Below are 24,253 nucleotides of genomic sequence, written 5' to 3' on the forward strand. Positions count from 1 at the left end.
GCCGGCGCGGAATATCAGGGACGGGCCAGGGTCGGGACGGGTGGAGACCGGGCGGGCGGGCGGTCACCATGGACGTATGACTCAGTCCGTGCCCCACACCTCGACGCGGCCCGCGCAGCCGCCGCCTCCTCAGTTGGTGCGCGCGCCCCGGCAGAAGGTCGTCGCGGGCGTCTGCGGCGGGCTGGGGCGCTACTGCGGCCTCGACCCGGTCATCTTCCGGATCGCCGTCGTCGTACTGACACTGACCGGTGGCATCGGGCTGATCTTCTACGGCATCGCCTGGCTGCTCGTCCCGCTCGACGGTGAGGACGACAACGAGCTGCGCCGGCTGCTGTCGGGCCGCGTGGACGGCGCTTCGCTGATCGCCGTGCTGCTCGCGCTCGTGGGCTGCGGTCTGTTCCTGTCGATGCTCAACAACGGCGACACGCTCGGTTTCGCCACGATGCTGTCGATCGCCGTGATCGGCGCGGCGGTCTGGTCGCACCGCCGGCGCGCCACCGCGCAGGAGGGCGGCCCGCTCGACCACGGGACGGCGGCGGCCGTGGCCGAGGCGCCCCCGGAGACGAAGGCGCCGCCGACGCCGGGCAGTCCGTCGTGGTGGCGCGACCCGATCGTCAAGGACGGTACGACGGGCCCCGGGTCGCCGCCCACCTATCTGTGGGGTCCCGACGACGCGGCCGACGAGGCGGACGGGACCGGTGGGCCCGGCGGGGGCGGGTCGCGCCGGGGCGCGGGCAGGGGGAAGCCGTCGGGGGCGCCGGGCGCGCGGCAGGGCCCGCGCCGGATCGGCGGGCGGGTCTTCCTGCTGGCGCTGCTCGCGGGCAATCTCGGCACGGGGCTGTCGTGGGACACCCATCCGCTCGGTACGAGCCTCCAGATCGGCTTCGCCGCCGCGCTCGCCGTGTTCGGCCTCGGCCTCGCCGTGAGCGCCTTCCTGGGACGTACGGGCGTCGGCACGATCTTCCTGACCGTCCTGACCGCCGGACTGCTCGCGGCCTCGGCGGCCATCCCCAAGGACATCAGCACCGACTGGGTCCGTAAGACCTGGCGCCCGGCGGCCGTCGCCTCGGTGGCGCCTTCGTACGAACTCGGCACCGGTGTCGGGAAGCTCGACCTGACCGCCGTCGGCGTCCCGGCGGGCACGACCCTCCGTACGAAGGCGGAGGTCTCCGCCGGGAAGCTGAAGGTCGTCGTACCGCGCGACGTGACGTTGAAGGTGCACGCTGAGGCGGGCCTCGGCGACATCCAACTCCCCGGCGAGCCGCCGAACGACATCGACCTCTCACCGGCCCAGCAGCGGACGCGTACGGTCGCCCCGCCCAAGGGCGTGAAGCCGGCGGGCACACTGGACCTGCGGCTCGAAGTCGGTGTCGGACAGGTGGAGGTGACCCGTGCCGCTGCATGAGTTCAAGCCGGGCAAGCTGGTGGCCGGTCTGGCCGTGATGGGTGCGGCCACCGTGTTCGCCGGTGACGCGGGGGGCTGGTGGGACGCCCCGTGGTTCGTGATGATCCCGATCATCTGCGGCGGTCTCTTCCTGGCGTCCGCCGTGGCGCTGGTGGACTACCGCATCCGGCGCCGCCTGTCGGCGAGGGCCGCGTCCAGGGAGAACACCGAGGCACCCGCGAGCACGAGCGGCAGCCAGGCCATGAGGTAGGCGAGGTCGTTGCCGTAGTAGTACGGCTCCGTCTGCCAGCTCACGGTCAGCCACAGGCTCAGCGAGATCAGCACGCCGCCGAGCGCCGCGAGCCGGGCCAGCAGCCCGACGAGGATGCCGAGGCCGACGGCGAGTTCGCCGAGGGCGATGGCGTAACCGAAGCCCTCGGGGCTCTTGAGGGCCAGGTCGACGAGCGCGGGTATCGCCGAGCTGTCCCGCACGCCGCGCATCAGCTCGCCGACCGAACCGGGCCCGGTCGCCGACATGAAGGCGCTGTCGGTGAGTTTGTCGAGTCCGGCGTAGATGAAGGTCACGCCGAGGAAGATCCGCAGCGGCACCAGGGCGTACGTGGCCGCCGTGTCCTTCCAGCCCCGCCGCTCACCGCCGATCGTCCCGTAGGTGTCTGTCCGGTATCCGTGCGCCATCGCGCGCCTGCCTCTCCGCCGCCCACGTCACTCGCAGGGCTCGATTGTCCCCGCGCGCCTCGCGCATGCATACGGATGCGACGGACATCACGCTCAGCCGCCGGCGCGTGACTCAGTCCACGACGTCGATCGGCATCCGGTTGGTCTCGACGCCCGCCGCCGTCACCACCTGCACATCGAGGCGCCCCGGCTCGACGTCCACCGGCACGGGCACGGTGAGCACCGTGTCCGAGGGGTTCCGGAAGCCGCCGGGGACCGGGACCAGTGGTACGTGGACATGGACGGGCCCGATCCGTACGACCATCGCGCCCAGTCGGTCCGGTGTGCCCGCGCCCGGCGGTACGAAACCCGTCCCCCGGATCTCGATGTCGTCACCGGTACGGATCGGTGCGTCCAGATCCCCGGCCTCCCTCGCCCGTACGACCGACAGCACCACCGGGCGACCGCCCTCCGCCCACTTCCCGGCGAAGTAGGTGGCGGCCGAGACCGTCACCAGCAGGGCGAGCGCCCACGGCAGGTCGGGCAACTGCTCGGGGCGGCGGGCCAGGCGTACGGCCGAGAAGAGTACGGCGACGGCCGTCACCAGCGTGTACTGGACGTCGGCGAAGCTGCCGCGCCCGGCATCGTCGCAGAGCAGGTCGGCGAGGCGCGGACGCTCGGCCCGTACCTTCTGAAGCCGCCGGTCCGTGACGCGTACGCCCACCACTCGGCGTACGACGACGGCGATCGCGCACACCACGGCCAGCACGGTCAACATGCCCGCGCCACGGGCGAGTTCGAGCCCGGCGATCAGTTCGTCGCGCGCGTCGTTCTCCGACGCGCCGGCGAGCTGGAGCGCGAGCACCAGCACGGCGAAGACAAGCAGCAGCACCCACGCGGAGGCGACGGTGCGGGAGGTCGACAGCCGGTTGTCCTCCCCGATGACCGGGGCGAGGAGGCCGCCGCGCGTACGGTGCAGCCTGGCCGCGCCGGTCAGCAGTCCGGCCACGGCGAGGGCGGCGAGGAGCCCCGCCGTACGGGCGACGGTCCAGCCCGCGCCGATCGCGGTCCCGGCCAGCGCGAGCGCGAACACCGCGACGGCGCCCCACACCACGATCAGCGTGCGCCGCCACACGGCCAGCAGCCAGGCTTCACCCGCCTCCCGGCTGCGGTCGGCGACGGCGCGCGCGGACTGGGCGAGTTCGTCGGACACCCACTGCCGGGACGCGCCCGGGGAGTGGGCGAGGGCGGCGGGCAGACCCTGCCCCGCCGCGAACTCCTCCCGTTTGGCGAGGAACGCGGCGACCGCCCGCCGATGCCCCTCCGGAGCCCCGTGCGGGCAGTTCCCGCAGGTACAGCCCCCGCCGTGCGTGCCTTGTCCCGCCACTTGCACCGCCACGCCGAATGCCGCCTTCCCGCCCGCCCCGCACCCATGTGGATCCTCTGGGTGAACTACCTTGCTGTGACTGGGAATTGTGCCGTATCCGGGAGGGTGTCAGACGCCGAGGACCAGATACGCGAAGCCGAAGTACCCCCGGTAGCCCCCGAGATAGCCGGTGCGGTACCCGGCGGCGGCTTCGCGGGCCGCGGCGTGCAGCGGGTGGTCCCGGTGCTCGCTCGCCCAGCGCTCGCCCCAGCCGGCCCGGCCGTTGGACTCGAAGAGGTCCATTTCGCGCTCGTCGGCGACGGTCGTACGCAGCGGGGCGAAGCCGGCGTCGGCGGTGGCCCGGACCAGATCGTCCAGCGAACCGACGAACTCGTCCTCCTCGGCGCCGCCAAGTCCCGCCAGGGCGGCGGCGGTCGGCTTCCGCGTCCAGTACGCGTCCCCGAACAGCACCCGCCCGCCGGGCTTCACGGCCGCGCGCAGGGCGCGCAGCGCCTCACGGGTCGTACCGGGCCAGGCGTGTACGGCCCCGATACAGACGGCGAGGTCGTAGCCGGTCCCCGGCCACACATGGGCGGACCCTTCGTGGAACGTCACCCGCCCACCCAGCCCCCGCTCCTCGGCGAGCCGCCGCCCACGCGCCACGGCGGCGGGGTCCTTCTCCACCCCGTCTCCGGTACTGCCGGGAGCCCGTCGACCAGCCGCAACAGCAACTCGCCCCAGCCACACCCGAGATCAACCACCCGCCCACCGTCGGGCACGGCGCAGGCGTCGATCAGCAAGCGGGCGTGGTCTTCGGAGAGGGGTGCGTTCCAGGTCAGGAGGGGGTTGTTGGGGGCGGCGAGGATGGCGTTGAGTTCGTCGTGGTCGGACATGGCCGAGACGTTCGCACACGCGGTCGGCGCGGTGCGAGCGAGTTATCCGGCGCTGCCGCCGGAGCGGCGACGACGGTCGACCGAGGTCAGATCGATGTCGATCGGGAAGGGGACCTTCAGCTCCAGATGCTCGCGGTGGATGCCGGTCGGGACGTAGACCTGCGTAGCCGGGTCGAGTTCAAAGCTGTAGACAACGGGGAGACCGTGCTCCTCCTCAACCCGCCAGAAGAAGGGCACGCCTGCGGCCGCGTACTTACGAGGCTTCACGTCACGGTCACGCTCGACCGAATCGTCCGAGACCACCTCGATGACGAGCACCACGTCCGCCGGGTCGTACCAAGTCTGTTCGGGGCCGGTGTCGGCGTCGGCGCGATAGACGAGAATGTCCGGCTCGGGTCGGTCCTTGCGGCCGAGCTTCACCGTCATCTCACGATCGACGTCCAGATCGTCCGGAACCTGGGTGAGAAGCGAGTTCTCCAGCAGCCACATCGTGCGCGTGTGGAATTTCCGCTGCGGACTCACCAGGACAAGGCTCCCGTCGATCAACTCAGTGTGCGGCGGGAGGCCGGGAATCCGGTCGAGATCGTCCGCGGTCCAGCCCTGGGCGGGCGGGATCGGCCACTGGTAGCGCGGTTCGAGACCGTGTTCAGGTGCGGCGCTCATGATTACTCCCATGCGACGGAGTCTGACCTCTCCAAGCAGCCTACCCAGGGCATATGCCAATGCCGCCACCCAAACGAATGAGCGACGGCAGCGGCGTTGACCCGGAGGCCCCAGGGCAGGGGCTCACTCCCACTCGATCGTCCCCGGCGGCTTGCTCGTCACGTCCAGGACCACCCGGTTCACGTCGGCCACCTCGTTGGTGATGCGGGTGGAGATCTTCGCCAGCACGTCGTACGGCATCCGGGTCCAGTCCGCCGTCATCGCGTCCTCCGACGAGACCGGGCGCAGCACGATCGGGTGGCCGTAGGTGCGGCCGTCGCCCTGGACGCCCACGGAGCGGACGTCGGCGAGCAGGACCACCGGGCACTGCCAGATGTCGCGGTCGAGGCCCGCCGCCGTCAGCTCCTCGCGGGCGATGGCGTCCGCCTCGCGGAGCAGGTCCAGGCGCTCACGCGTGATGTCGCCGACGATACGGATGCCGAGACCCGGACCCGGGAAGGGCTGGCGCTGGACGATCTCGTCGGGGAGGCCCAGCTCCTGGCCGACCATCCGGACCTCGTCCTTGAACAACTGGCGCAACGGCTCGACCAGGGAGAACTCCAGGTCCTCGGGGAGCCCGCCCACGTTGTGGTGCGACTTGATGTTGGCGGTGCCGGTGCCGCCGCCGGACTCCACCACGTCCGGGTAGAGCGTGCCCTGGACGAGGAATTCGACCGGCTCGCCGGGCTCGGCCTCGGCGATGATCTCCGCCTGGGCCTGCTCGAAGACCCGGATGAACTCGCGGCCGATGATCTTCCGCTTCTGCTCCGGGTCGGAGACCCCGGCCAGCGCGGCCAGGAAGCGCTCGGAGGCGTCGACCACCTTCAACTGCACGCCGGTCGCGGCGACGAAGTCCTTCTCGACCTGCTCCGTCTCGCCCTTGCGCATCAGACCGTGGTCGACGTACACGCAGGTCAACTGTGAGCCGATCGCCTTCTGTACGAGGGCGGCGGCGACGGCCGAGTCCACACCGCCGGACAGAGCGCAGATCGCCCGGCTGCCGCCGACCTGCTCGCGGATCGCCGCGACCTGCTCCTCGATGACGTTGCCGGTGGTCCACGTCGGCTCGATGCCGGCACCTCGGTAGAGGAAGTGCTCGAGGACCTGCTGGCCGTACGTGGAGTGCAGCACCTCGGGGTGGTGCTGGACGCCGTAGAGCTTCTTCTCGTCGTTCTCGAAGGCGGCGACCGGCACGACATCGGTGGAGGCGGTGACGGTGAAGCCCTCGGGGGCGGCGGAGCAGGCGTCGCCGTGCGACATCCAGACCTGCTGCTCGCCGGGGGTGCCCTCGAAGAGGGTGGAGCCGGTCTTGGAGACATGCAGTCCGGTACGGCCGTACTCGCGCGAGCCCGTGTTGTCGACCGTCCCGCCGAGCGTCGTCGCCATCAACTGGAAGCCGTAACACATGCCCAGGACCGGGACCCCGGCCTCGAAGAGCGCGCGGTCGACGGTCGGGGCGCCCGCCGCGTACACGGAGGACGGGCCGCCGGAGAGGATGATCGCCTTGGGGTTCTTGGCCAGCATCTCGGCCACCGGCATGGTCGAGGGAACGATCTCGCTGTAGACCCGGGCCTCACGGACGCGGCGGGCGATGAGCTGGGCGTACTGCGCGCCGAAGTCGACGACGAGTACGGCGTCGGGGGCGGCGGGGGGTACTGCTGGCACGGGCGCGGCCTTCCGGCGGTGAAGGGGTTCGGTACACCGATTCTAACGGGGGCCGAAGACAGCTTTTCGTCTCAGCATCCGAACCCCCTCGCGGGCCTCCCGGCCCCCTCCGGCATACTGGCCGCCATGCGCGAGCACTCGACCTTCGTCTTTACCTATGGCACCGGCCCGTCCGGCTGCCATGGTCGTGCTGCTTGAACTGACAAGCGACTTCCCAGGCGCCCCGGGCCGACAAGGCCCGGGGCGTTCTGCGTTGTCCGGGCCGGATGTCCGCCGCCGGGGGCACCCCTTCCTACAGAGGAGCCCTTCATGACCGTCACCGACCGCACCGCCACCGACCGCACTGTTACCGACCGCACCGGCGCCCGTACCGACGAGGCCGCCGCGGTGATCGACGGCGCGCGTGAGCGCATCGACGCGCTCGACGACCGGATCATCGGTCTCGTACAGGAACGGATCGCCGTCTCGGCCGTCATCCAGGACGCCCGCATCGCCTCCGGCGGGCGCCGGGTCAATCTCTCCCGTGAGAACGAGATCCTGGGTCGCTTCAGGGACGCCCTCGGCACACCCGGCACCTCGCTGGCGATGACGCTGCTGGAGCTGTCGCGCGGCCGGATCTGAGCGGGGAGCGGGCAGCCGGAACGGCCGTACGGACATGGGTTCGGGCGCATCCTCACCCGTACGGCGCGTGACCGCACCCGCCGGGGCTTCGTTGGTCCCGATGTCCGTGCCAGCCAGGGGCGGGCCCGAACAAACCACGCGTGGCTTCGCTGGGGCGTGTGACGTACCGCTGGTACGTCGTGGGACCTCGCCTCAGCGCGAGTGACCGGTCGGCAGGGGACAGCATGCCCGGTCACCCCAAGAGCGGTCGGCACCGGGGACGCCCGGCGCCGACCGCATACGGATACGGATCCCTCCCGTGTCCAACCGTTCGCCCGACTGTTCGCCCGACCGCTCCTCCGCTCTCCCGCTTCTCCCGTCCATCCGTCCACCGTCCCGTACTCGCGGCGCTCACCCCCCCAGCGCCGCGATCCGGCACCGATGCGCCGCCCTGACGCCACGGTGCCGGTGACAAGGGCCCCGCAGGCGCCCGTCCGACTCACCTCGGACCGGGCCCGCGGGGCCCTTGTCGCGCCCGCCCGCACACGGGGCGACGACCGTGTGACGCGCGCCACATAAGGATTCTGTGAGGAAAAGGGCAACCATTTCCCCAGGTCACAGGTCCATCTTGCGACACAACGGACTCCCTTGCCCCACGTCGGAGGGCCGCTCGACTCCGCACCGCCTGTCCGCGGTGCGCCGGACTTCACTGAGGTCTTCATGAAGCTTCGCCGCGCTATGGCTGTCGCAGCCGCGACCGCCGTCATAGCCCCTGCCGCCTTCCTGGCGGCGCCGGCCGTGTACGCGGCCGAGGGCGCCACCGACACCGTCCGGCCCACCCTGACCACTTCCGACGACGAGAATCCGCCGCCGCTCGGCGACGGCGAAGTGGTACCCCCGCCTGCCGAGGGAGAGATCGAGCCCCCGCCCGGGGACGGGGAGGCGCCCGGGGAGGCACCCGGAGATACGCCGGGGGGCGGCGACGGCGACGGCGACGGCGACGGAACAGTCGAACCGCCGCCCGGCAATGGCGAGGCGGTCCAGCCTCCCCCCGGCGACGGTGCGGTGAACCCCCCGCCGGGAGACGGAGAGATCGAACCTCCGGGCGACGGCGAGGAGGAGCCCCCCGGGCCCCCGCCCGGTGACGGCGACGGCGACGGCGAGGAGGAGCCCACGCCGCCCGACGAGGAGTGCGTCGAGGGCGGCTTCAACACCTCCCTCTCGGGCCTCCCGAGCAAGATCGTCGCCGGTTCGGGCTGGGAGGAGTTCAGCCTGAACCTCGACAACACCAACGGCGACGACGTCGCGACGATCGAGCTGGGCGCCGTCGTGCTGTACCGGGAGGACATCCAGGACTCCTTCGAGTCCAGCCTGACCTCCACGTACGCGCGGTTCGAGTACTTCGACGGCGCGAAGTGGGTCAACGACGAGCACACCGACGGCGGTTCGGTCGCCGGGGAGGTCGACGTCGCGGCCGGCGAGAGGTTCGCGCTCAAGCTCCGTCTGAAGATCGCGGCGAAGGCTCCGGCCGGTTCCGCCGTCGCCATCGCCTTCGCGATCTCCGTGGACGACGACTTCAACTGCTACTTCGACGAGAAGTGGTACAGCTTCGACGTCCTGGCGGCCGACTCGACGCCGGGCACCGTCCCGCCCGCGAAGCCCGAGGACGGCAAGAGCCCCGCGGACATCAAGCCGCAAGGCGGCGCCAAGGCGCTGCCGGCCGCCGCGAACGGCAATCTCGCCGAGACCGGTTCCAGCTCCATGCTGCCGGCCATCGGCATGGCGGCCGGACTGGCCGTCGTCGTGGGTGGCGGTGTGGTGTTCGCGCTGCGTCGCCGCGACGGTGACGCAGCCGCGTAACGCGTCGACACGTAGCACGTAGCACGTAGCACGTAGCACGTAGACACGTCGACAGGTCGACGGCGCGGGACCACAAGACCGGAGGCGCTGCACTCGGAGGGGGGTGCAGCGCCTCCTTGCTGTCCGTCACCGATCTCCGCCGCTACGGCTTCGGCGGGACCGCCGGCATCCCGAGGAACGGCAGCCGCAGCGCCCCGAAGGCCGACGCCGGGACCGCCGGGGACTTCGGCGCGACCGCCTTCTGCCATACGTACGCCGTCCCGGCCGACTGCTCCGGACGCGGGTCCGCCTCCCCCTTGTTGGGCCAGAAAGACATCGCGCGCTCGGCCTGCGCGGTGATGGTGAGCGACGGATTGACACCCAGGTTCGCCGAGACCGCCGAGCCGTCGACCACCGAGATGCCCGGATGGCCGTACAGCCGGTGGTACGGGTCGATGGCGCCGTGCTCCGCGTCCGCGCCGATGGGGCAGCCGCCGAGGAAGTGCGCGGTGAGCGGAGTGCCCATCAGCTCACCGACGTTGGAGCCGGCGAAGCCGTTGATCTCCTCGGCGAGCAGGGTCGCCGTCCGCGTACCCGCCTCGATCTGCTGGGGGTTGGGGGCACCGTAGCCCTGACGAGCCGTCAGCAGACCTTTCCCGAGACCGCTCCGCTTGCGGTATGTCGTCAGTGAGTTGTCGACCGACTGCATGACCAGACCGATGATGGTCCGCTCCGACCAGCGCCGGTTGGAAAGCGAACGGGCCGCCAGGACAGGGTGTTTGACCAGGGAGCCGAGCCAGCCCGCGAACCGGCGGCCGTTCTCGCTGTAAGGGACCTGGAGGATCGAGAGCGAGCCCATCGCGTTGGAGCCCTTGCCGTAACGGACCGGCTCCACATGGGTGTTGGCGTCGGGGTGGAAGGACGAGGTGATGGCCACACCCCGCGTGAAGTCCGCCCCGGACCGCCCATTGCCCGCGCCGTGCCTTTTCCGGTAGCGCCGGTCGGTGGTCTGGGCGCCCACCAGCGCCTCGGAGTTGGTACGGGTCAGCTCACCGAGCCGGTCGGAGAGCCGGGGCAGTTGGCCCCCGTCCTTCATCGTGTGCAGCAGCGTCTGCGTCCCGTACGTCCCTGCCGCCACGACGACATGACGGGCCGTCAGCTCCCGTGGCGCCGACTTGCGCCGGTGGGTGGGGACGGTCGCGACGCGATGGCCGCCGTCCTGGTCCTCGGTGATGGCGACCACGGTCGTCATGGGCCGGATGACCGCGCCGGCCTGTTCGGCGAGGTGGAGATAGTTCTCGTTGAGGGTGTTCTTGGCGCCGTGCCGGCACCCCGTCATGCACTCGCCGCACTGGGCACAGGCCCGGCGGGAGGGCCCGGCACCGCCGAAGTACGGGTCACCGACGGACGCGCCCGGCTCGGCCACCGCCGTACCGTCGGCGTCCTGGCCGTCGCCGAAGAAGACCCCGACCGGCGCGAGTTGGAAGGTGTCGCCGACCCCCATCGCCCGTGCTGTCGCCCGGAGATGGACGTCCGACGGGGTCATGGTCGGGTTGAGCCGGACGCCGAGCATGCGCCGCGCCTGGTCGTAGTACGGGGCGAGTTCGGCCTGCCAGTCGGTGATGCCGGCCCACTGCTTGTCCTCGAAGAACGGCTTCGGCGGCACGTACAGCGTGTTCGCGTAGTTGAGCGAGCCGCCGCCGACACCGGCGCCCGCGAGGACCATGACGTTGCCGAGCAGATGGACCCGCTGGATTCCGAAGAGGCCGAGGGCCGGGGCCCACAGATAGTTCTTGATGTCCCAGGAGGTCTTCGGGAGGGTGCCGGGCGTGAAGCGACGGCCGGCTTCGAGGACACCGACGCGGTAACCCTTCTCGGTCAGCCGCAGCGCGGAGACCGCGCCGCCGAAGCCGGACCCGACGACGATGACGTCGTAGTCGTAGTCGTAACGGTTTTTGTGGATTTTGGCATGGGTATCCCCTGACATCGACTCTCCCTCATCGAATCAGCGCAGCCGGAAGACCTTGAGCGCGCGCAGACTCCTCGTCATCAACGCCGCGTACTTCTCGTCGTCCATTCCCATCGACGGAGCCATCGGCAGCAGACGCTGCTGCGCGACGGTCTGTACCTCGGTGAATTTGAGAATGCCCTCGGCGCCGTGCCTGCGGCCGAGGCCGGATTCCTTCATGCCGCCCATCGGCGCCCGCACGCTCCCGTACGCCGGCGCGTAACCCTCGTTGATGTTCACGGTGCCGGTACGCAGTCGGGCGGCGATCGCGTGCCCGCGCCTGCCGTCGCGCGTCCATACGCTCGAATTGAGGCCGTACGGCGTGGAGTTGGCCAGCTCGACCGCCTCGTCCTCGTCGCCGAACCGGTAGATGGAGACGAGCGGCCCGAAGGTCTCCTCCGTACAGACGGCCATCGGCGCCTCGACGCCCTCCAGGATGGTCGGCTCGTAGAAGTACGGCCCGATGTCCGGCCGCGCCACGCCGCCCGCGAGGACCGTGGCGCCCTTGGCGACGGCCTCCTCGACATGGCTGGTCACCGTCCGGAGCTGGCTCTCACCGGCGAGCGAGCCCATGTCCGCGCCGTACGCGAGCGCGCTGCCGAGGCGCATCGCCTTCGTACGGGCGACGAACCGCTCCACGAACGCGTCGGCGACCGACTCGTGGACGTACAACCGCTCGATGGAGATGCACAGTTGGCCGGCCGTGGAGAAGCAGGCGCGCACCGCGCCCGCCGCCGCCTTCTCGATGTCGGCGTCGTGCAGGACCAACATGGCGTTCTTGCCGCCGAGTTCGAGGGAGGCGCCGACCAGCCGGCTCGCCGCGCGCCGCGCGACCTCGCGGCCGGTGCGCGTGGAGCCGGTGAACGAGACGTAGTCGCCGCGCTCGACCACCTCGGGGCCGATGACCGCTCCCTCGCCGAGCACCACCTGGAACACCCCGGCCGGCAGCCCGGCCTCGACCAGCAGATCACGCGCCCACAGCGCGGTGAGCGCGGTCTCGGTGTCGGGCTTCATCACCACGGCGTTGCCCGCGACGAAGGCGGGCAGGGCGTCACCGACGGACAGCTCGAGCGGGTAGTTCCAGGGCGCGATCTGCCCGACGACACCGCGCGGCTGGCGCTGCTCGGTGACCTTGGTCAGCAGGGGTACGGCGCCGGTGTGCCGTCGCGGACCGAGATACGAGGCGGCCTTGCGCCCGTAGTGGCGCGCGGCGATGGCCACGGCCTGGACCTCTTCGTGCGCGTGCAGCCTCGCCTTGCCGGTCTCCAACTGGACGAGGTCGAGCACCTCGGCCTGGCGCTCCAGCAGCAGATCGTGGAAGCGGAGCAGGACGGCGGCCCGCTTCCGTACGGAGGTCGCCGCCCACAGGGGCTGTGCGGCGCGGGCGCGGGCGAACGCCTCGGCGACGTCCTCGGGGGTGGACTCGGGCAGGTCGGCGAGCTTTTCGCCGGTGGAGGGCGTGTGGTTCGCGGTACGCCCCGATCCCACGACGCCCCGGACCAACTGGGCGAGCACTTCGGGAGTGACCACGTCGGCGGCGGTGCGGACGCCGGAGGGCACCGGAGCCACGGGGTTGGTCGTGGGGGCCTGTGAGTCCGTCATGAGGGCGAGCGTATTCCGCATCCGGAACTTTGGGTACCCGCCGGTAACACCTTTTCACCGGCCGACCATGAACGCGCCAGTGATCGCTGGCAGATAAGCCCTGATCAGGCGCTCAGGGCAGCCCAGGGCGGCCAGGGCGGCTCAGGGCAGGTAGTCGCTCTTGATCACGAGGTGCTTGACGACGTTCTCGTACAGCTCCTCGCCGTCCTTGACGGCGGCTCCCTCGGCGGGCATCGACACGCGGAGCCGCCAGTGCACATTGTCCTTACCCGGGACGATCAGCTCGTGGTAGCGGTAGTGGATCGGGTCGTCGGACGAGTCGCTGTACGGCGTGAAGTCGACGATGTTCTCGAAAGCCGTGTCGGAGCCCGAGAACGACGAATCCGCCGTCTTGTATTTCGCGTCCTTGATCTCCGTGCCGTTGTCGCCGCCATCGCCGTAGTACGCCTTCCAGGCGTCCGGCTTCGGGTCCAGGACCTCTTCGAAGTCCGGTGTCTTCTGGACCCGTTCCATGGAGATACCGAAGACACCGCTCGGATCCCTGAAACTGACGCGCGTCTCGTCGGTCAGGCTGTCCTGGAAGCGCCGGTAGTCCTTCGGGAGGGAGATCTCGGCGTCCAGGATCTCCGCCTCCGGGCGGACACCCCAGCCCTCCGGCAGCTCGTCGCCCCCGCCCCCGAACGGGTTGAAGAAGATCAGTCCCAACGCGATGACCACCGCGAGCAGGCCGGCGCCGAGGCCGTACTGCGCCGGGCGGTTGCGGTGCAGGACCGGCGGGACCCACTTGCTGCCGCCCCCGTCCGCGCCGCCGCCGGTGCCGCCGCCGGTGCCCGCGCCCTGGTAGAGCCTCGTCGCCTCCGCCGAGAGCTGCGGCGGACGCGCCACCGACTCCAGCACCGCGCGCACCTCGGCGGCGGAGGGACGGGCGGCCGGGTCCTTGCGCAGGAGCTGCATCACGACCGTACCGAAGGGGCCCGACCCACGGGCCGGCATCTGTGGCTCGGCGGAGAGCACGGCCTGGAGCGTGGCGGGGATGTTCGAGCGGCGGTACGGGGACATGCCCTCGACCGCCGCGTACAGCACGACGCCCAGCGACCACAGGTCCGACTCCGGGCCGGGGCGCTGGCCGAGCACCCGCTCGGGCGAGATGAACTCCGGTGAGCCGACGAACGCCCCGGTCTCGGTGAGCCCCTGCTGGCCCTCGACCTGGGCGATGCCGAAGTCGCTCAGTACGACGCGGTCGCCGCGCCCGAGCAGGACGTTGTCCGGCTTCACGTCGCGGTGCAGCACACCGGCTTCGTGGGCGGCGTTGAGCGCGTTGAGTACGTCGAGCCCGATCCTGGCGGCCTCGCGGGGGTCGAGCGTGCCCTCCTGGAGACGGTCGGCGAGCGAGTGGCCGCGCACCAGCTCCATGACGATCCACGGCTTGTCGTCCTCGACCACGACGTCGTGCATGGTGACGACCGAGGGATGGTCGATCCTGGCCGCCGAGCTGGCCTCGCGCCGCATCCGCCGGTGGACGGTGTCGCGCTCCTGGGCGCCCAGATGCTCGGGAACGCGCGGCTCCTTGATCGCGACGTCGCGGTCCACGATCTCGTCGTGCGCCAGCCAGACCGTTCCCATGCCGCCGTGCCCGAGCCGTGAGACGAGGCGGTAGCGACCGCCCAGCAGACGGCCCACCGACGGGTCGGGGGCGGCGGGAGCGGGAGCGTGCTGGGTCACCTGTGTCGGCTGATACGGGGTGGCCTGAGGGACATGGGGAGCCTGCGGCGGGACGTGCGGCACGTGCGGCGGCTGCTGCTGGGGTTGCTGCGGCTGCTGTTGCTGGGGTTGCTGCGGCTGCTGTTGCGGCGACTGCGACCGCTGCGGCTGCGGCTGCGGCGGTCGAAGTTCGTAGCTGGTGGGCTCGTTCGCCCGTCCCCCGTCGTTCGTCATGACCACATCCTTACGGAAAGCGCGACGCGATAGCCACCGGGGGGCGGGAGCGGGTGCAGAGCCGTGACATCACGATTCGCTCAGCCGTCGGCGCCGGGCGGCTGCCAGCCGTCCACCATCACGTCGAACTGTGCTCGCGTGGTGGACCAGTCCTCGGCGGGACCCGACATGTAGAGCGCGTACTCGGTCGTGCCGTCCTCCGAGAAGAAGATCTGGTCGATCGCGCGGCGCGGGCCGGCGGTCACCCCCGAACCGGACTCGGTCCAACTGAACTCCCAGAGCGCGGCCTTCGTCTGGTCACGGAAGGTGATCTGGCGCAGACCGATCCGCTGGTAGTCGGGGTAGTTGTCGACGCTCTTCTCCATGTCCAGCATGTGGTTGTACGGATCGGGGAAGTCCGGTGTGGTGTCCACGGCGATACGGAGGAAGTGACGGCCGTCGTCGGGGGTGTAGTCGATCTGGTCGCCGGTCATCCGGCGCTCCCAGCCCTCGGGGACGAGGAGGCTGAAGCCCGCCGGATCGTTCACCCGCTTCCAGCCGTCCGGGACGTCCCCGGGGCTCGTCCGGGCGGGGTCGCTCTCGGTGCCGGTGCCGGTGCCGGTCTCGGTGCCTGTGTCGCCGGAGCCACCCGAGCCGTCGGTGCTGCCGCCGTCCCCGGAGCCGCTGTTGGCGTCCTGGCCCTTGCTGTCGTCCGAGGGCGAGCCGCCCGCGTCCGCGCCGGCGCTCGCGCTCGGACCGTCGTCCATGTTCCCCGCCTGGATCGCGAAGTAGGCCGCGCCGCCGCCGATCAGCGCGGCGGCGACGACCGCTACGAGCACGGTGCGCCAACGGCGGCTCTTGGCGGGCGGGACGGCGGTGCCGGTGTGCGATCCGGTCACCTGTGGATGCGCGTACGGCGAGGGGTACTGGCCCGAGGCGTCCGGATGCGGGTGCTGGACCTGCTGGGCCTGTGGTGGTGCCGTGTGGGACGCGGAGGGGGACGGGGACGACGGGGACGGCAGCGGGGCCGTGGCGGGGTGCCGCCGCGTCTCCTGGGGCTCCCGCCCTTCCAGCACATCCCGCAGCATCCGCTCGGTCTCGGCGGCGTCCGGGCGTGCCTCGGGGTCCTTGTGGAGCAGCGCGGTGATCACGGGCGCGAGCAGCCCGGCGCGTACGGCCGGCGGCGGGTCGTCGGTGATCACGGCCTGCATGGTGGCCACCGCCGACGTACGGCGGAACGGGGACGTGCCCTCCACCGTCGTGTGCAGCGTCGCGCCCAGCGCCCACAGGTCGGAGGCCGGTCCCGGATCGTTGCCGCGCAGCCGCTCGGGGGCCAGGTAGTCGACCGAGCCGATGATCTCCCCGGTCCGGGTGATGGCCGAGTCGCCCTCAATGGCGGCGATCCCGAAGTCGGTGAGCAGCACCTGGCCGTCGCGTGAGAGCAGGACGTTGCCGGGCTTCACGTCGCGGTGCAGGACCCCGGCCGCGTGCGCGGCGCGCAGCGCGCCGAGCACCTGGAGGCCGATCCGGGCCGCTTCCCGTACCTGGACGGGGTCGGAGGCAACGATGTCGGCGAGCGAGGGGCCGTCCACGTACTGCATGACGATCCACGGCCGGCCGCCGTGGTCGAGCACGTCATGGACCGTCACCACGGCGGGGTGGCTGATCCGGGCCGCGGCTCTGGCCTCTTTCTGGGTGCGGGCGTGCAGCACTTCGCGGTCGGCCGCCGACACGTACAGCGCGGCGGTCAACTCCTTCACCGCGACGGTCCTGTTCAGCAGCTCGTCGTAGGCACGCCACACCTTGCCCATGCCGCCGCTGCCGATGGTCTCGCCCAGCTTGTAGCGCCCGGCGAGCACCAGTCCCTCGCGCGTTTCCTCTGGATCTTCCACGTGCCCCTGCCTGTTCCTGGGAATGACAGGTTACGGAGCGGGCGCACGGACATGGAACCGGGGCCCCACGCCTGACACCGCACCGTGACACAGACGGGGCGGGTGGCCCGCGACTTGACGAACCGTCAGTTGGTGATCCGGTAGGAGCCTATGGCCTGTTGGTAGATCTCGGAGACCTTGTCACGCTCGTTCTCCGGGCCGATGACCTGGATGATGTGGTAGCTGTCCTTGACGATCATGGCGAGATTCCGCACGAAGACCTCCTGACCGCTGCTGTTCTGCCAGGTGAACTGACCCTCGGCCATGGGTTGTTGGCCGACGTCGATCCGGCGCAGCCCCGAGGACGTGGCCCAGGAGGAGTCCCGGAAGGGCTGCAACTCCCGCTCCTTCTCCCGCTGGTAGGCGAGCGGGTCGTCGCCGTTGTCGGCCACGGTGTCCCGGCCCGGCACCACGATGAGCGTGTAGTCGCCCCGTCCGTAACGGACTTGGCCGCTGTCGTTGATCGGGCGGCGCGTCCAGCTCTTGTCCACACCGATCTCGAAGCCCTCGGTGTCCTTGCGCAGGACGTAGCCGTCCGCGAGATCGGCCGGGGACCCGGAGGTCTGCGGTGACGAGGAGTTGGGGTCCTCCGGCTGCTCGGCGCCGTTGTCCGGTGTCGTGTCGGGATTCCGCGACCCCGGTGTCGCGGGCGCGCTCGGATTCGAACCGGCGCCGTTCTGCGGCTGCTTGTCGTCGGCCTTCGGCAGGAACATCACGGCGAAGGCGATGGCCGCGATCATCAGCGTCAGGATCACGATGAGCAGGACGCGGCCGAGCGAGCGCGGCCCGCGCGAACCGCCACCGCCGCCACCGCCACCGCCGGACCTCTCACGCGGCTCGCGCGGCTGGCGGTACGCCCTCTCGCCGAAGTCGTCGTCGCGGTGGTCCCGTTCGCCGAGGGCCCGTTCTACGAAGCCGCCGTCGCCGTATCCCCGTTCCGTGTGCTCGCGGCGCGGCTCGACGTACGCCTCGCTGTGCGACGCGCGCGCGGCCCCGCGCTGGTCGGCGGACCTGCCGCCGCCCTTCTCCTTGCGCTCCTTGACCTTCTTGTGGCGGTGCCGTCCCGCGTCGCCACCACGGCCACGCCAACGGCGCTTACGGACCAGCTCACCCCTGCGGCGCACGATGGGCAGCCGCTCGTCCACGGAGGGCACCGCGACCACGTCGAGACCGGCGTCCGGCTCGGGCGCCGAGCGCACCAGCGAACGCAGCCAGCCGCGCAGCTCCTCGAAGTCCGGCCGCTCCGTGGGGTCCTGACGCAGCAGCGACTCCACGACGGGGCGCAGCGGGCCGCACTCCTCCGCGAAGGCGGGCGGTTCGGCGCATACGAGCTGGACCAGCTCCGCCGCGTTCTCCTCCGGATACGGGGCGTGGCCCTGCACCGCGCGGTAGAGCAGCGCGCCCAGCGCCCACAGGTCGGTGGACGGGCCGATGGGCGGGGCGAGTTGCCAGTTCTCGTGCACCGGTCCCGCCTGCTCGGGTGCCCACCGCTCGGTGACGGCGCCGACGACGGCTATCCGCGCCTGGCGGGCGCGTTCGGCGGCGAGCGGGGTGGCGGGACCTCGGTACGCGGGGGTCGTACCGCCGCCCGCGACGACCTCGTCCCAGCGGCCGGCGGGGGCCGTGGGGCCGGGGACGGCGGGCAGGTTCGCGGACTGCCGCTGGGCGTCGGCGCGCATGGCGTCGCTGGTGCCCGTGGCGTGCCAACCGCCACCACCACCCGTTCCCCCACCACCCGTTCCACCGCCGCCTGTTCCGCCGCCCCCGCTCGCGCTCCTGGAGCCGGTGCCGCCCGCCGGCAGCGGGCGGGAGCTGTCGCCGGGGCCCGTGGGGCCGTCGTGCCAGGTGCCGGCCAGTTCGACGCGGCGGGGCGGGCGCGGGTCGTCGTCGTCCGTGTCGTCGTCGGTGCGGTCGTCGGCGGAGTCGTCGTCGTACGTCTCGCGCCCCTGCGGGTCGACCTCGCGGGGCGGCATCGCCCACCAGTCGGGGTCGCGGTTCTCGCCCTGCGAAGGGCCGCCCGGCGCGCTGTCCGGGGAACCGCCGCGGCCGGCGGGGGCCGAGGGGTCCGACAGAGGTACGGGGCGCTGGACGGGCAGGCTGCCGCTGTCGCGCTGCTGGTCCTCGGTGACACGGGCGGCGGCGCGCGCTCCGGCGCGATAGGCGGCGATGGCTCCGGCGCGCGCGGCGCGGGTGTCCGCCGGGCCGCTGCGGGAGGGGTTGGCGGGCAGGGCGGGCTGTCCGGTGTACGGGACGACGGGGGCCGCGCCCGTACCGCCACGCGCCTCCGGGCCCCTCCGGCCGTCGCCGCCGTCGCCGCCGTCCCTGTCGTGCCCGCCGCCTTCGGTGCCCGCGCCGCCGGTGTCCGGACCACCGCCCGGGACGGGCCGCCCGAACGCGTCCGTGCCGTAAGGGACTTCGCCGTACGGCCGGTCGCCGTAGGGCCCGTCGGCCGAGCGCGCCGTCTCCAGCGCGGCGCGGCCCGGCGAGGCGGGCCCCACCGGCACGCCCAGCGCGCCGGCGCCCGGGGGAAGCGCGTCGGAGGTGCTTGTCCGGCCGGCCGGGATGCCCGTGGCACCCGGGCCCGCGCCCGGTACGCCCGCTGTCCGGGGGCTGCCCATGCCCAGGCCCAGTCCGGGCCCCGGCGCCTGCCCCACACCCGGAACGGCACCCTGCACAGGCCCCGGCACCGCATTCGGCACCGCGCCCGGCACGGGCCCCGGAATCTCACCTGCGGGGCGGTATCCGGCTTCGAAACCGCCCTCCCCCGGCGACGGCGGCACCGGCATGTAGCCGCAGAGCGCTTCCTCGGCAGCGCCGGCCGCGAGGCCGGTGAGCACCACGCGCCCGTCGTCGCACACGAGCACCGTGCGGATGGTGATGTTCCGGTGGGTCCAGCCGTGTGCGTGCAGCACCCGTACGGCGGTGAGCACGTCCGAGGCGATCTCGGCCGCGCGGTAGGGGTTGAGCGGCTTCTCCGCGAGCAGGGCCGCCAGCGGTCTGGCCGCGACCAGTTCACTCACTATCCACAAGGACCCGCCTTCGGCGAAGACGTCGAAGACCTGGTCGAGCCGTGGGTGGTCGGGGATCTGGGCGGCGCTCTGCGCGGCCTCGATGGCGCGCCGCACCGCCGGGTCGGTGGGCCTGCGGGTCGTACGCCCCGAGACGCGCCGCGTGGTCGCCGCGCCGTCCGGGTCGACCATCTCGGCGTCCACGACCTCGGGCAACGGCACTTGCCTGACGAGGACTTCCTGCGCGCTGTACGTGTCGTACGCACGCGTCTCGACGAGATCGAACTCGTCGGACGGAGGCAGGGGCAGGCGGTAGCGGTCGGCAAGCACCCGTCCCGCGTAGTCGTCCACGACGCCTCCCACACGCGCGCTGTCCCTGGATCCCCGGGTCTTCGGAGACCTCGCGAAACCGCCAATTCCGGTCGTTTACCGGCTCATTGTGACTGCGTACGGTCCGCGAGGTCTCACGATACGTGGCCGCACACAAATATGCCGCCGGTCACCGCAACACAGGTCTTAACCTTCCCGGCAACCCGGTCCCGTACGCCCCGGAACAGCGGACCCACCGCGCGCGAACCGCCGTCAGTCCGTCGGCTTGAAAGTGCTGTACGCCGTCTCACGGAGCGTCCGGCACTCGTCGTCGTCCCACTCGCTCGCCTTGCAGGTGATCATGATCGCGTAGCCGTGGGTGGCGTCGACCTTGAAGCCTCGGTTGAGCACCCGCACCCGCTCGCCTCTCTGGTCGCGCTCGAATCCCCAGTCGGCGACGGTCGGATAGCCGTTGAACTCGACGGACTGGATACCCAGGCGCTTGTAATTGCCGAGGGTGCCTTTTATCTGGCTTTCGAGCTGTTCCCACGCGCGCTTCGCGTCGTCGCCCGGCTTGGCGTTGAAGTCGACCTGGATACGGGGGAATTCCCCGTCCTCGCTGTAGATGGCGCCCGAACTCTCCCCGGCCACATCGGTCTGCTTGAAGTCGTCGGGCATCGTCATGCTGAAGCGGAACCGCTTGTCGACGACGCTCTTGTAGTCGTCCGGCACCGCCTCGTCGTCCGAACCCGAGCCCGAGCCGGAACCCTTGTCGCCGGATCCCGATGCCGTGTCGTCAGTGGCGGAGGCTTCGCCGGACGGCTGCCCGCCCGACGGCTCGTCACCACCGCTGCCCTTGGCCGAATCCTGCTGCTTGTCCGTGCCGGCGGTGGCACCGGCCGACGCGGCGGTGTCGTCCTTGCCCCCGTCGCCCTTGGCCGTTCCGTCCGGGTCACCGCTGAGCGCGACGGCCAGGACGACGCCGAGGATCGCCAGCACGACCACCGCGGCGATGATCACCAACGTGCGGCGCGGGACGACATCGGTGAGCGACGCCCGCGTGGCCGTGGCCCCCGCGCCGCCCGTGGCCGGTGTCGGTGCCGACGCGGACGGCGACGCGGTGGCCGCCGAACCCGCGACCGCTCCCGCGCCCGCCCCGCCACCGGAAGCGCGAGCCACGCCGACGCTCCCCACGCCTTGTCCGGTACGGCCCTTGGCCCGGGGCGCCGGCTCCGAGGGAAGCGGCGGCAGCGCCACGACCCGCGTCGCGTCGGCCGCCGGCTCGGGCAGCTCCGAGGGGTCCGGGGCGTCGATGACATCCTGGAGCAGCGCCCGCGCACCCGCGTCGTCCAGCCGTAGCGCCGGGTCCTTGGCCAGCAGACCGTAGATGACCTCTTCCAGCGGGCCCGCGTTCTTCGGCGGGTCGACCGGTTCGGTCATGACGGCGGTGAGGGTCGCGATGGCCGACCCCTTGTCGTACGGAGGGCAGCCCTCCACAGAGGCGTAGATCAGCCCGCCCAGCGACCACAGGTCGGCGGCGGGGCCGGGCTTCTTGCCACGGGCGCGCTCGGGCGAGATGTACGAAGGGGCGCCGACGAGCATGCCGGTCGAGGTGACCGACGGGTCGCCCTCCACCTGCGCGATGCCGAAGTCGGTGAGAACGACGCGTCCGTCCTCGGCGATCAGCACGTTCGACGGCTTCACGTCACGGTGCAGGATGCCCTCGCGGTGCGCCGAGCGCAGCACGTCGAGGACCGCGAGCCCGACCTCGGCGGCGCGCCTCGGGGTCAGGAGCCCGTCCTCGCGGACGGCCTCGGCGAGGGACTTGCCCTCGATCAGCTCCATGACGATCCAGGGCCGGTCGTCCTCGTCCACGACGTCGTAGACGGTGACCGCCCCGTTGTTACGGATCCGGGCGATCGCCTTGGCCTCGCGCAGCGTACGGGTGATCAGCCGGCGCTTCTCGTCCTCGTCGATGCTGCTGGGGAAGCGCAGCTCCTTGACGGCGACCGTACGGCCCAGTGTCTCGTCGACCGCTCGCCAGACCGTGCCCATTCCGCCCCGGCCCAGCACCTCGCCGAGCCGGTACCGTCCCGCGAGGAGGCGCCCCTGGGTTTTTCCGTCGGCGCCGCTCCTGGTGTCGGGCGTGCTGTCCGCACCCTCGGTGCCGTCAGTGCCGTCAGTGCCGTCAGTGCCGTCCGTGCCGTTCTGGGGCTTTCGCACCGTGTCCCGTGACTGCTCCGCCTCCGCCATGCGTCCCCTCTGCGATCCCTGGTGTCCGCCCGCCTCCGGCGCCCGCCCGCGAGCGGCGCGGTAACGCGCCCTGACAGGGCCTCCATTGTCCCTCACTCCGGCGCATGCGATGGTCCCGGGTCCGCCATCCGTCGGGACGACGGCCCAAGCGGAGCGCGGCGCACGGCCGTTGAGCAGGGCGCGGGGGATCGCACCACTGGTCATGCCACCGTTCGAAACTCGAACGGAAGTGCCCGAAACAATCCCGAGAGGATCGCGTCGGGCACCCCACCCGGCCCACATCACCTCGCACGTCCCGCCAGGACGGACCGGGGCGTGTCCGAGAAGTCCCGTGCGGTGTGCGGGCGTACGCCGCTACGGCGCTACGTCGCGGACCTGCCCCGGCACCTCACAGCGGCACGATGTCCGGCGCACCGAGCCGCGCCGCGTCCGCCGTCAGGTCGTCAGGCTGGCGCTGCGACTCGCGCTCCGCCTCCACCCGCTTGCGATAGTGCTCGACCTCCTTCTCGATCTGCGCCTTGTCCCAGTTGAGCACCGGCGCCATCAGCTCGGCGCACTCGCGCGCGCTGCCCGTCCCCCGGTCGAACGTCTCGATCGAGATGCGCGTCCGCCTCGTCAGAACGTCGTCAAGATGGCGCGCCCCTTCGTGCGACGCCGCGTACACGACCTCGGCCCGCAGATAGTCCTCGGCCGCGCCCAGCGGCTCGCCGAGTCCGGGGTCGGCCGCGATCAGCTCCAGCAACTCCTCGACCAGCGCCCCGTACCGGTTGAGCAGATGCTCCACGCGCACCACATGCAGTCCGGTCCGGGCGGCGATCCCCGCGCGCGCGTTCCACAGGGCGCGGTAGCCCTCGGCGCCGAGCAGCGGGGTGTCCTCCGTCACGCACGCAGCCACCCGCTGGTCCAGTCCGTGCACCGCCTCGTCCACCGCGTCCTTGGCCATGACGCGGTACGTCGTGTACTTGCCGCCCGCGACGACGACCATGCCCGGCACCGGGTGCGCCACCGTGTGCTCGCGCGACAGCTTGCTCGTCGCGTCGGACTCGCCGGCCAGCAGCGGGCGCAGCCCCGCGTACACCCCCTCCACGTCGTCACGTGTCAGCGGGACGGCCAGGACCGAGTTGACGTGTTCGAGGAGATAGTCGATGTCCGCGCTGGAGGCTGCCGGGTGCGCCTTGTCGAGATCCCAGTCGGTGTCGGTGGTGCCGACGATCCAGTGCCTGCCCCAGGGGATGACGAAAAGCACCGACTTCTCGGTCCGCAGGATCAGCCCGGTCGAGGAGTGGATGCGGTCCTTGGGGACGACCAGATGGATGCCCTTCGACGCCCGGACGTGGAACTGTCCGCGCTCGCCGATCAGCGCCTGGGTGTCGTCGGTCCACACCCCGGTGGCGTTGACGATCTGCTTCGCCCGGATCTCGTACTCACCGCCGCCGTCCACATCGCGCACGCGGGCGCCGACGACCCGCCCGCCCTCGCGCAGGAAGGCGACCACGCGGGCCCTGCTGGCGACATGCGCGCCGTAGCTCGCGGCCGTACGCACCAAGGTGGCCACATAGCGCGCGTCGTCCATCTGCGCGTCGTAATACTGCAACGCGCCGACCAGGGCGTCCTTCTTGAGCGCGGGCGCCACGCGCAGCGCGTGGCGGCGGGAGAGATGCCGGTGTGTCGGCAGACCCCGGCCGTGGCCCGACGACAACGACATCGCGTCGTACAGCGCGACGCCCGATCCGGCGTACAGCCGCTCCCAGCCCTTGTGGCGCAGCGGGTAGAGGAACGGCACCGGCTTCACCAGATGCGGGGCCAGCCGCTCCAGCAGCAGTCCGCGCTCCTTGAGCGCTTCTCTGACAAGCCCGAAGTCGAGCATTTCCAGATAGCGCAGTCCGCCGTGGATCAGCTTGCTCGACCGGCTCGATGTGCCCGAGGCCCAGTCGCGCGCCTCCACGAGCCCCGTTGCGAGTCCTCGGGTCACGGCGTCGAGCGCTGTCCCGGCGCCGACCACTCCCGCGCCCACGACCAGTACGTCCAGCTCGCGCTCGGCCATCCCTGCCAGAGCCGTGGCGCGCTCCTGCGGTCCCAGTGTCGCTGTCCTCACCGCTGCCTC

General features: G+C 71.6%; 15 protein-coding genes and 1 pseudogene. 4 read left to right on the forward strand and 12 right to left on the reverse strand.

The genetic code is table 11. The annotated features are described in order from the left end of the window. The first annotated feature begins 76 nt into the window (after window positions 1–76). The gene (locus OG329_RS14880; RefSeq protein WP_405795564.1) at window positions 77–1,405 is read left to right on the forward strand and encodes a PspC domain-containing protein; all 1,329 of its coding nucleotides are present in this window, start codon (window positions 77–79) and stop codon (window positions 1,403–1,405) included. After that, window positions 1,392–1,655, forward strand: a complete 264-nt coding sequence (locus OG329_RS14885) for a hypothetical protein (protein ID WP_405795566.1) — start codon at window positions 1,392–1,394, stop codon at window positions 1,653–1,655. The genes OG329_RS14880 and OG329_RS14885 overlap by 14 nt, the downstream gene beginning before the upstream one ends. Here OG329_RS14885 and OG329_RS14890 read toward each other — a convergent pair. The 5 genes and pseudogenes from OG329_RS14890 to guaA form a co-directional block, all read right to left on the reverse strand. Next, window positions 1,562–2,080, reverse strand: a complete 519-nt coding sequence (locus OG329_RS14890) for a DoxX family protein (RefSeq protein WP_405795568.1) — start codon at window positions 2,078–2,080, stop codon at window positions 1,562–1,564. The two genes, OG329_RS14885 and OG329_RS14890, sit on opposite strands and share 94 nt — an antisense overlap. A 112-nt stretch (window positions 2,081–2,192) precedes the next feature. Beyond that, entirely contained in the window at window positions 2,193–3,458 is a 1,266-nt protein-coding gene (locus OG329_RS14895) for a hypothetical protein (protein ID WP_405795570.1), read from the reverse strand. Between the two features lie 96 nt (window positions 3,459–3,554). Further along, a pseudogene (locus OG329_RS14900) lies at window positions 3,555–4,318 on the reverse strand (SAM-dependent methyltransferase). A gap of 42 nt (window positions 4,319–4,360) precedes the next feature. Then, complete coding sequence (locus OG329_RS14905; RefSeq protein ID WP_405795572.1) at window positions 4,361–4,981, reverse strand: Uma2 family endonuclease; 621 nt, start codon at window positions 4,979–4,981, stop codon at window positions 4,361–4,363. A 123-nt stretch (window positions 4,982–5,104) separates the two neighbouring features. Next, window positions 5,105–6,685, reverse strand: coding sequence for a glutamine-hydrolyzing GMP synthase (gene guaA, locus OG329_RS14910; RefSeq protein WP_405795574.1), 1,581 nt, complete (start codon window positions 6,683–6,685; stop codon window positions 5,105–5,107). 309 nt (window positions 6,686–6,994) lie between these two features. Between guaA and OG329_RS14915 the strand changes: the two genes are divergently transcribed. Then, window positions 6,995–7,306 carry a chorismate mutase gene (locus tag OG329_RS14915; protein ID WP_405795576.1) on the forward strand — a complete coding sequence of 104 codons (312 nt, stop codon included), beginning with the start codon at window positions 6,995–6,997 and terminating at the stop codon, window positions 7,304–7,306. 717 nt (window positions 7,307–8,023) lie between these two features. Next, window positions 8,024–9,145 (forward strand): LAETG motif-containing sortase-dependent surface protein, encoded by a 1,122-nt coding sequence (locus OG329_RS14920; RefSeq protein WP_405795578.1) that lies wholly within the window; start codon window positions 8,024–8,026, stop codon window positions 9,143–9,145. Between the two features lie 142 nt (window positions 9,146–9,287). On the opposite strand, the gene OG329_RS14925 is transcribed toward OG329_RS14920, so the two are convergent. The 7 genes from OG329_RS14925 to OG329_RS14955 all read right to left on the reverse strand — a co-directional run bounded on the left by OG329_RS14925 (window position 9,288) and on the right by OG329_RS14955 (window position 24,244). Next, complete coding sequence (locus tag OG329_RS14925) at window positions 9,288–11,111, reverse strand: GMC family oxidoreductase N-terminal domain-containing protein (protein WP_405795580.1); 1,824 nt, start codon at window positions 11,109–11,111, stop codon at window positions 9,288–9,290. Between the two features lie 18 nt (window positions 11,112–11,129). Continuing rightward, window positions 11,130–12,734, reverse strand: a complete 1,605-nt coding sequence (locus tag OG329_RS14930) for a succinic semialdehyde dehydrogenase (RefSeq protein ID WP_405795582.1) — start codon at window positions 12,732–12,734, stop codon at window positions 11,130–11,132. A 141-nt stretch (window positions 12,735–12,875) separates the two neighbouring features. Beyond that, on the reverse strand, window positions 12,876–14,669 hold the full coding sequence (locus tag OG329_RS14935) for a serine/threonine-protein kinase (protein WP_405795584.1): 1,794 nt from the start codon (window positions 14,667–14,669) through the stop codon (window positions 12,876–12,878). 80 nt (window positions 14,670–14,749) lie between these two features. Further along, window positions 14,750–16,540 carry a serine/threonine-protein kinase gene (locus OG329_RS14940; RefSeq protein ID WP_405795586.1) on the reverse strand — a complete coding sequence of 597 codons (1,791 nt, stop codon included), beginning with the start codon at window positions 16,538–16,540 and terminating at the stop codon, window positions 14,750–14,752. A gap of 125 nt (window positions 16,541–16,665) precedes the next feature. After that, window positions 16,666–19,938, reverse strand: a complete 3,273-nt coding sequence (locus OG329_RS14945; protein WP_405801846.1) for a protein kinase — start codon at window positions 19,936–19,938, stop codon at window positions 16,666–16,668. Window positions 19,939–20,169: 231 nt separating this feature from the next. Beyond that, window positions 20,170–22,149, reverse strand: coding sequence for a serine/threonine-protein kinase (locus tag OG329_RS14950; protein ID WP_405795588.1), 1,980 nt, complete (start codon window positions 22,147–22,149; stop codon window positions 20,170–20,172). Window positions 22,150–22,537: 388 nt separating this feature from the next. Further along, window positions 22,538–24,244, reverse strand: a complete 1,707-nt coding sequence (locus tag OG329_RS14955) for a glycerol-3-phosphate dehydrogenase/oxidase (RefSeq protein ID WP_405795590.1) — start codon at window positions 24,242–24,244, stop codon at window positions 22,538–22,540. Window positions 24,245–24,253 lie beyond the last annotated feature (9 nt).

Source organism: Streptomyces sp. NBC_01506, assembly GCF_045040295.1.
Taxonomy (GTDB): Bacteria; Actinomycetota; Actinomycetes; order Streptomycetales; family Streptomycetaceae; genus Streptomyces.

Bases quoted from the DNA above. Each gene is read 5' to 3' on its own strand.
- OG329_RS14930 (WP_405795582.1), bottom strand. From the start codon at position 12,734: ATGACGGACTCACAGGCCCCCACGACCAACCCCGTGGCTCCGGTGCCC.
- OG329_RS14905 (WP_405795572.1), bottom strand. From the start codon at position 4,981: ATGAGCGCCGCACCTGAACACGGTCTCGAACCGCGCTACCAGTGGCCG.
- OG329_RS14880 (WP_405795564.1), top strand. From the start codon at position 77: ATGACTCAGTCCGTGCCCCACACCTCGACGCGGCCCGCGCAGCCGCCG.
- OG329_RS14890 (WP_405795568.1), bottom strand. From the start codon at position 2,080: ATGGCGCACGGATACCGGACAGACACCTACGGGACGATCGGCGGTGAG.
- OG329_RS14920 (WP_405795578.1), top strand. From the start codon at position 8,024: ATGGCTGTCGCAGCCGCGACCGCCGTCATAGCCCCTGCCGCCTTCCTG.
- OG329_RS14950 (WP_405795588.1), bottom strand. From the start codon at position 22,149: ATGGCGGAGGCGGAGCAGTCACGGGACACGGTGCGAAAGCCCCAGAAC.
- OG329_RS14915 (WP_405795576.1), top strand. From the start codon at position 6,995: ATGACCGTCACCGACCGCACCGCCACCGACCGCACTGTTACCGACCGC.
- OG329_RS14925 (WP_405795580.1), bottom strand. From the start codon at position 11,111: ATGTCAGGGGATACCCATGCCAAAATCCACAAAAACCGTTACGACTAC.
- OG329_RS14935 (WP_405795584.1), bottom strand. From the start codon at position 14,669: ATGACGAACGACGGGGGACGGGCGAACGAGCCCACCAGCTACGAACTT.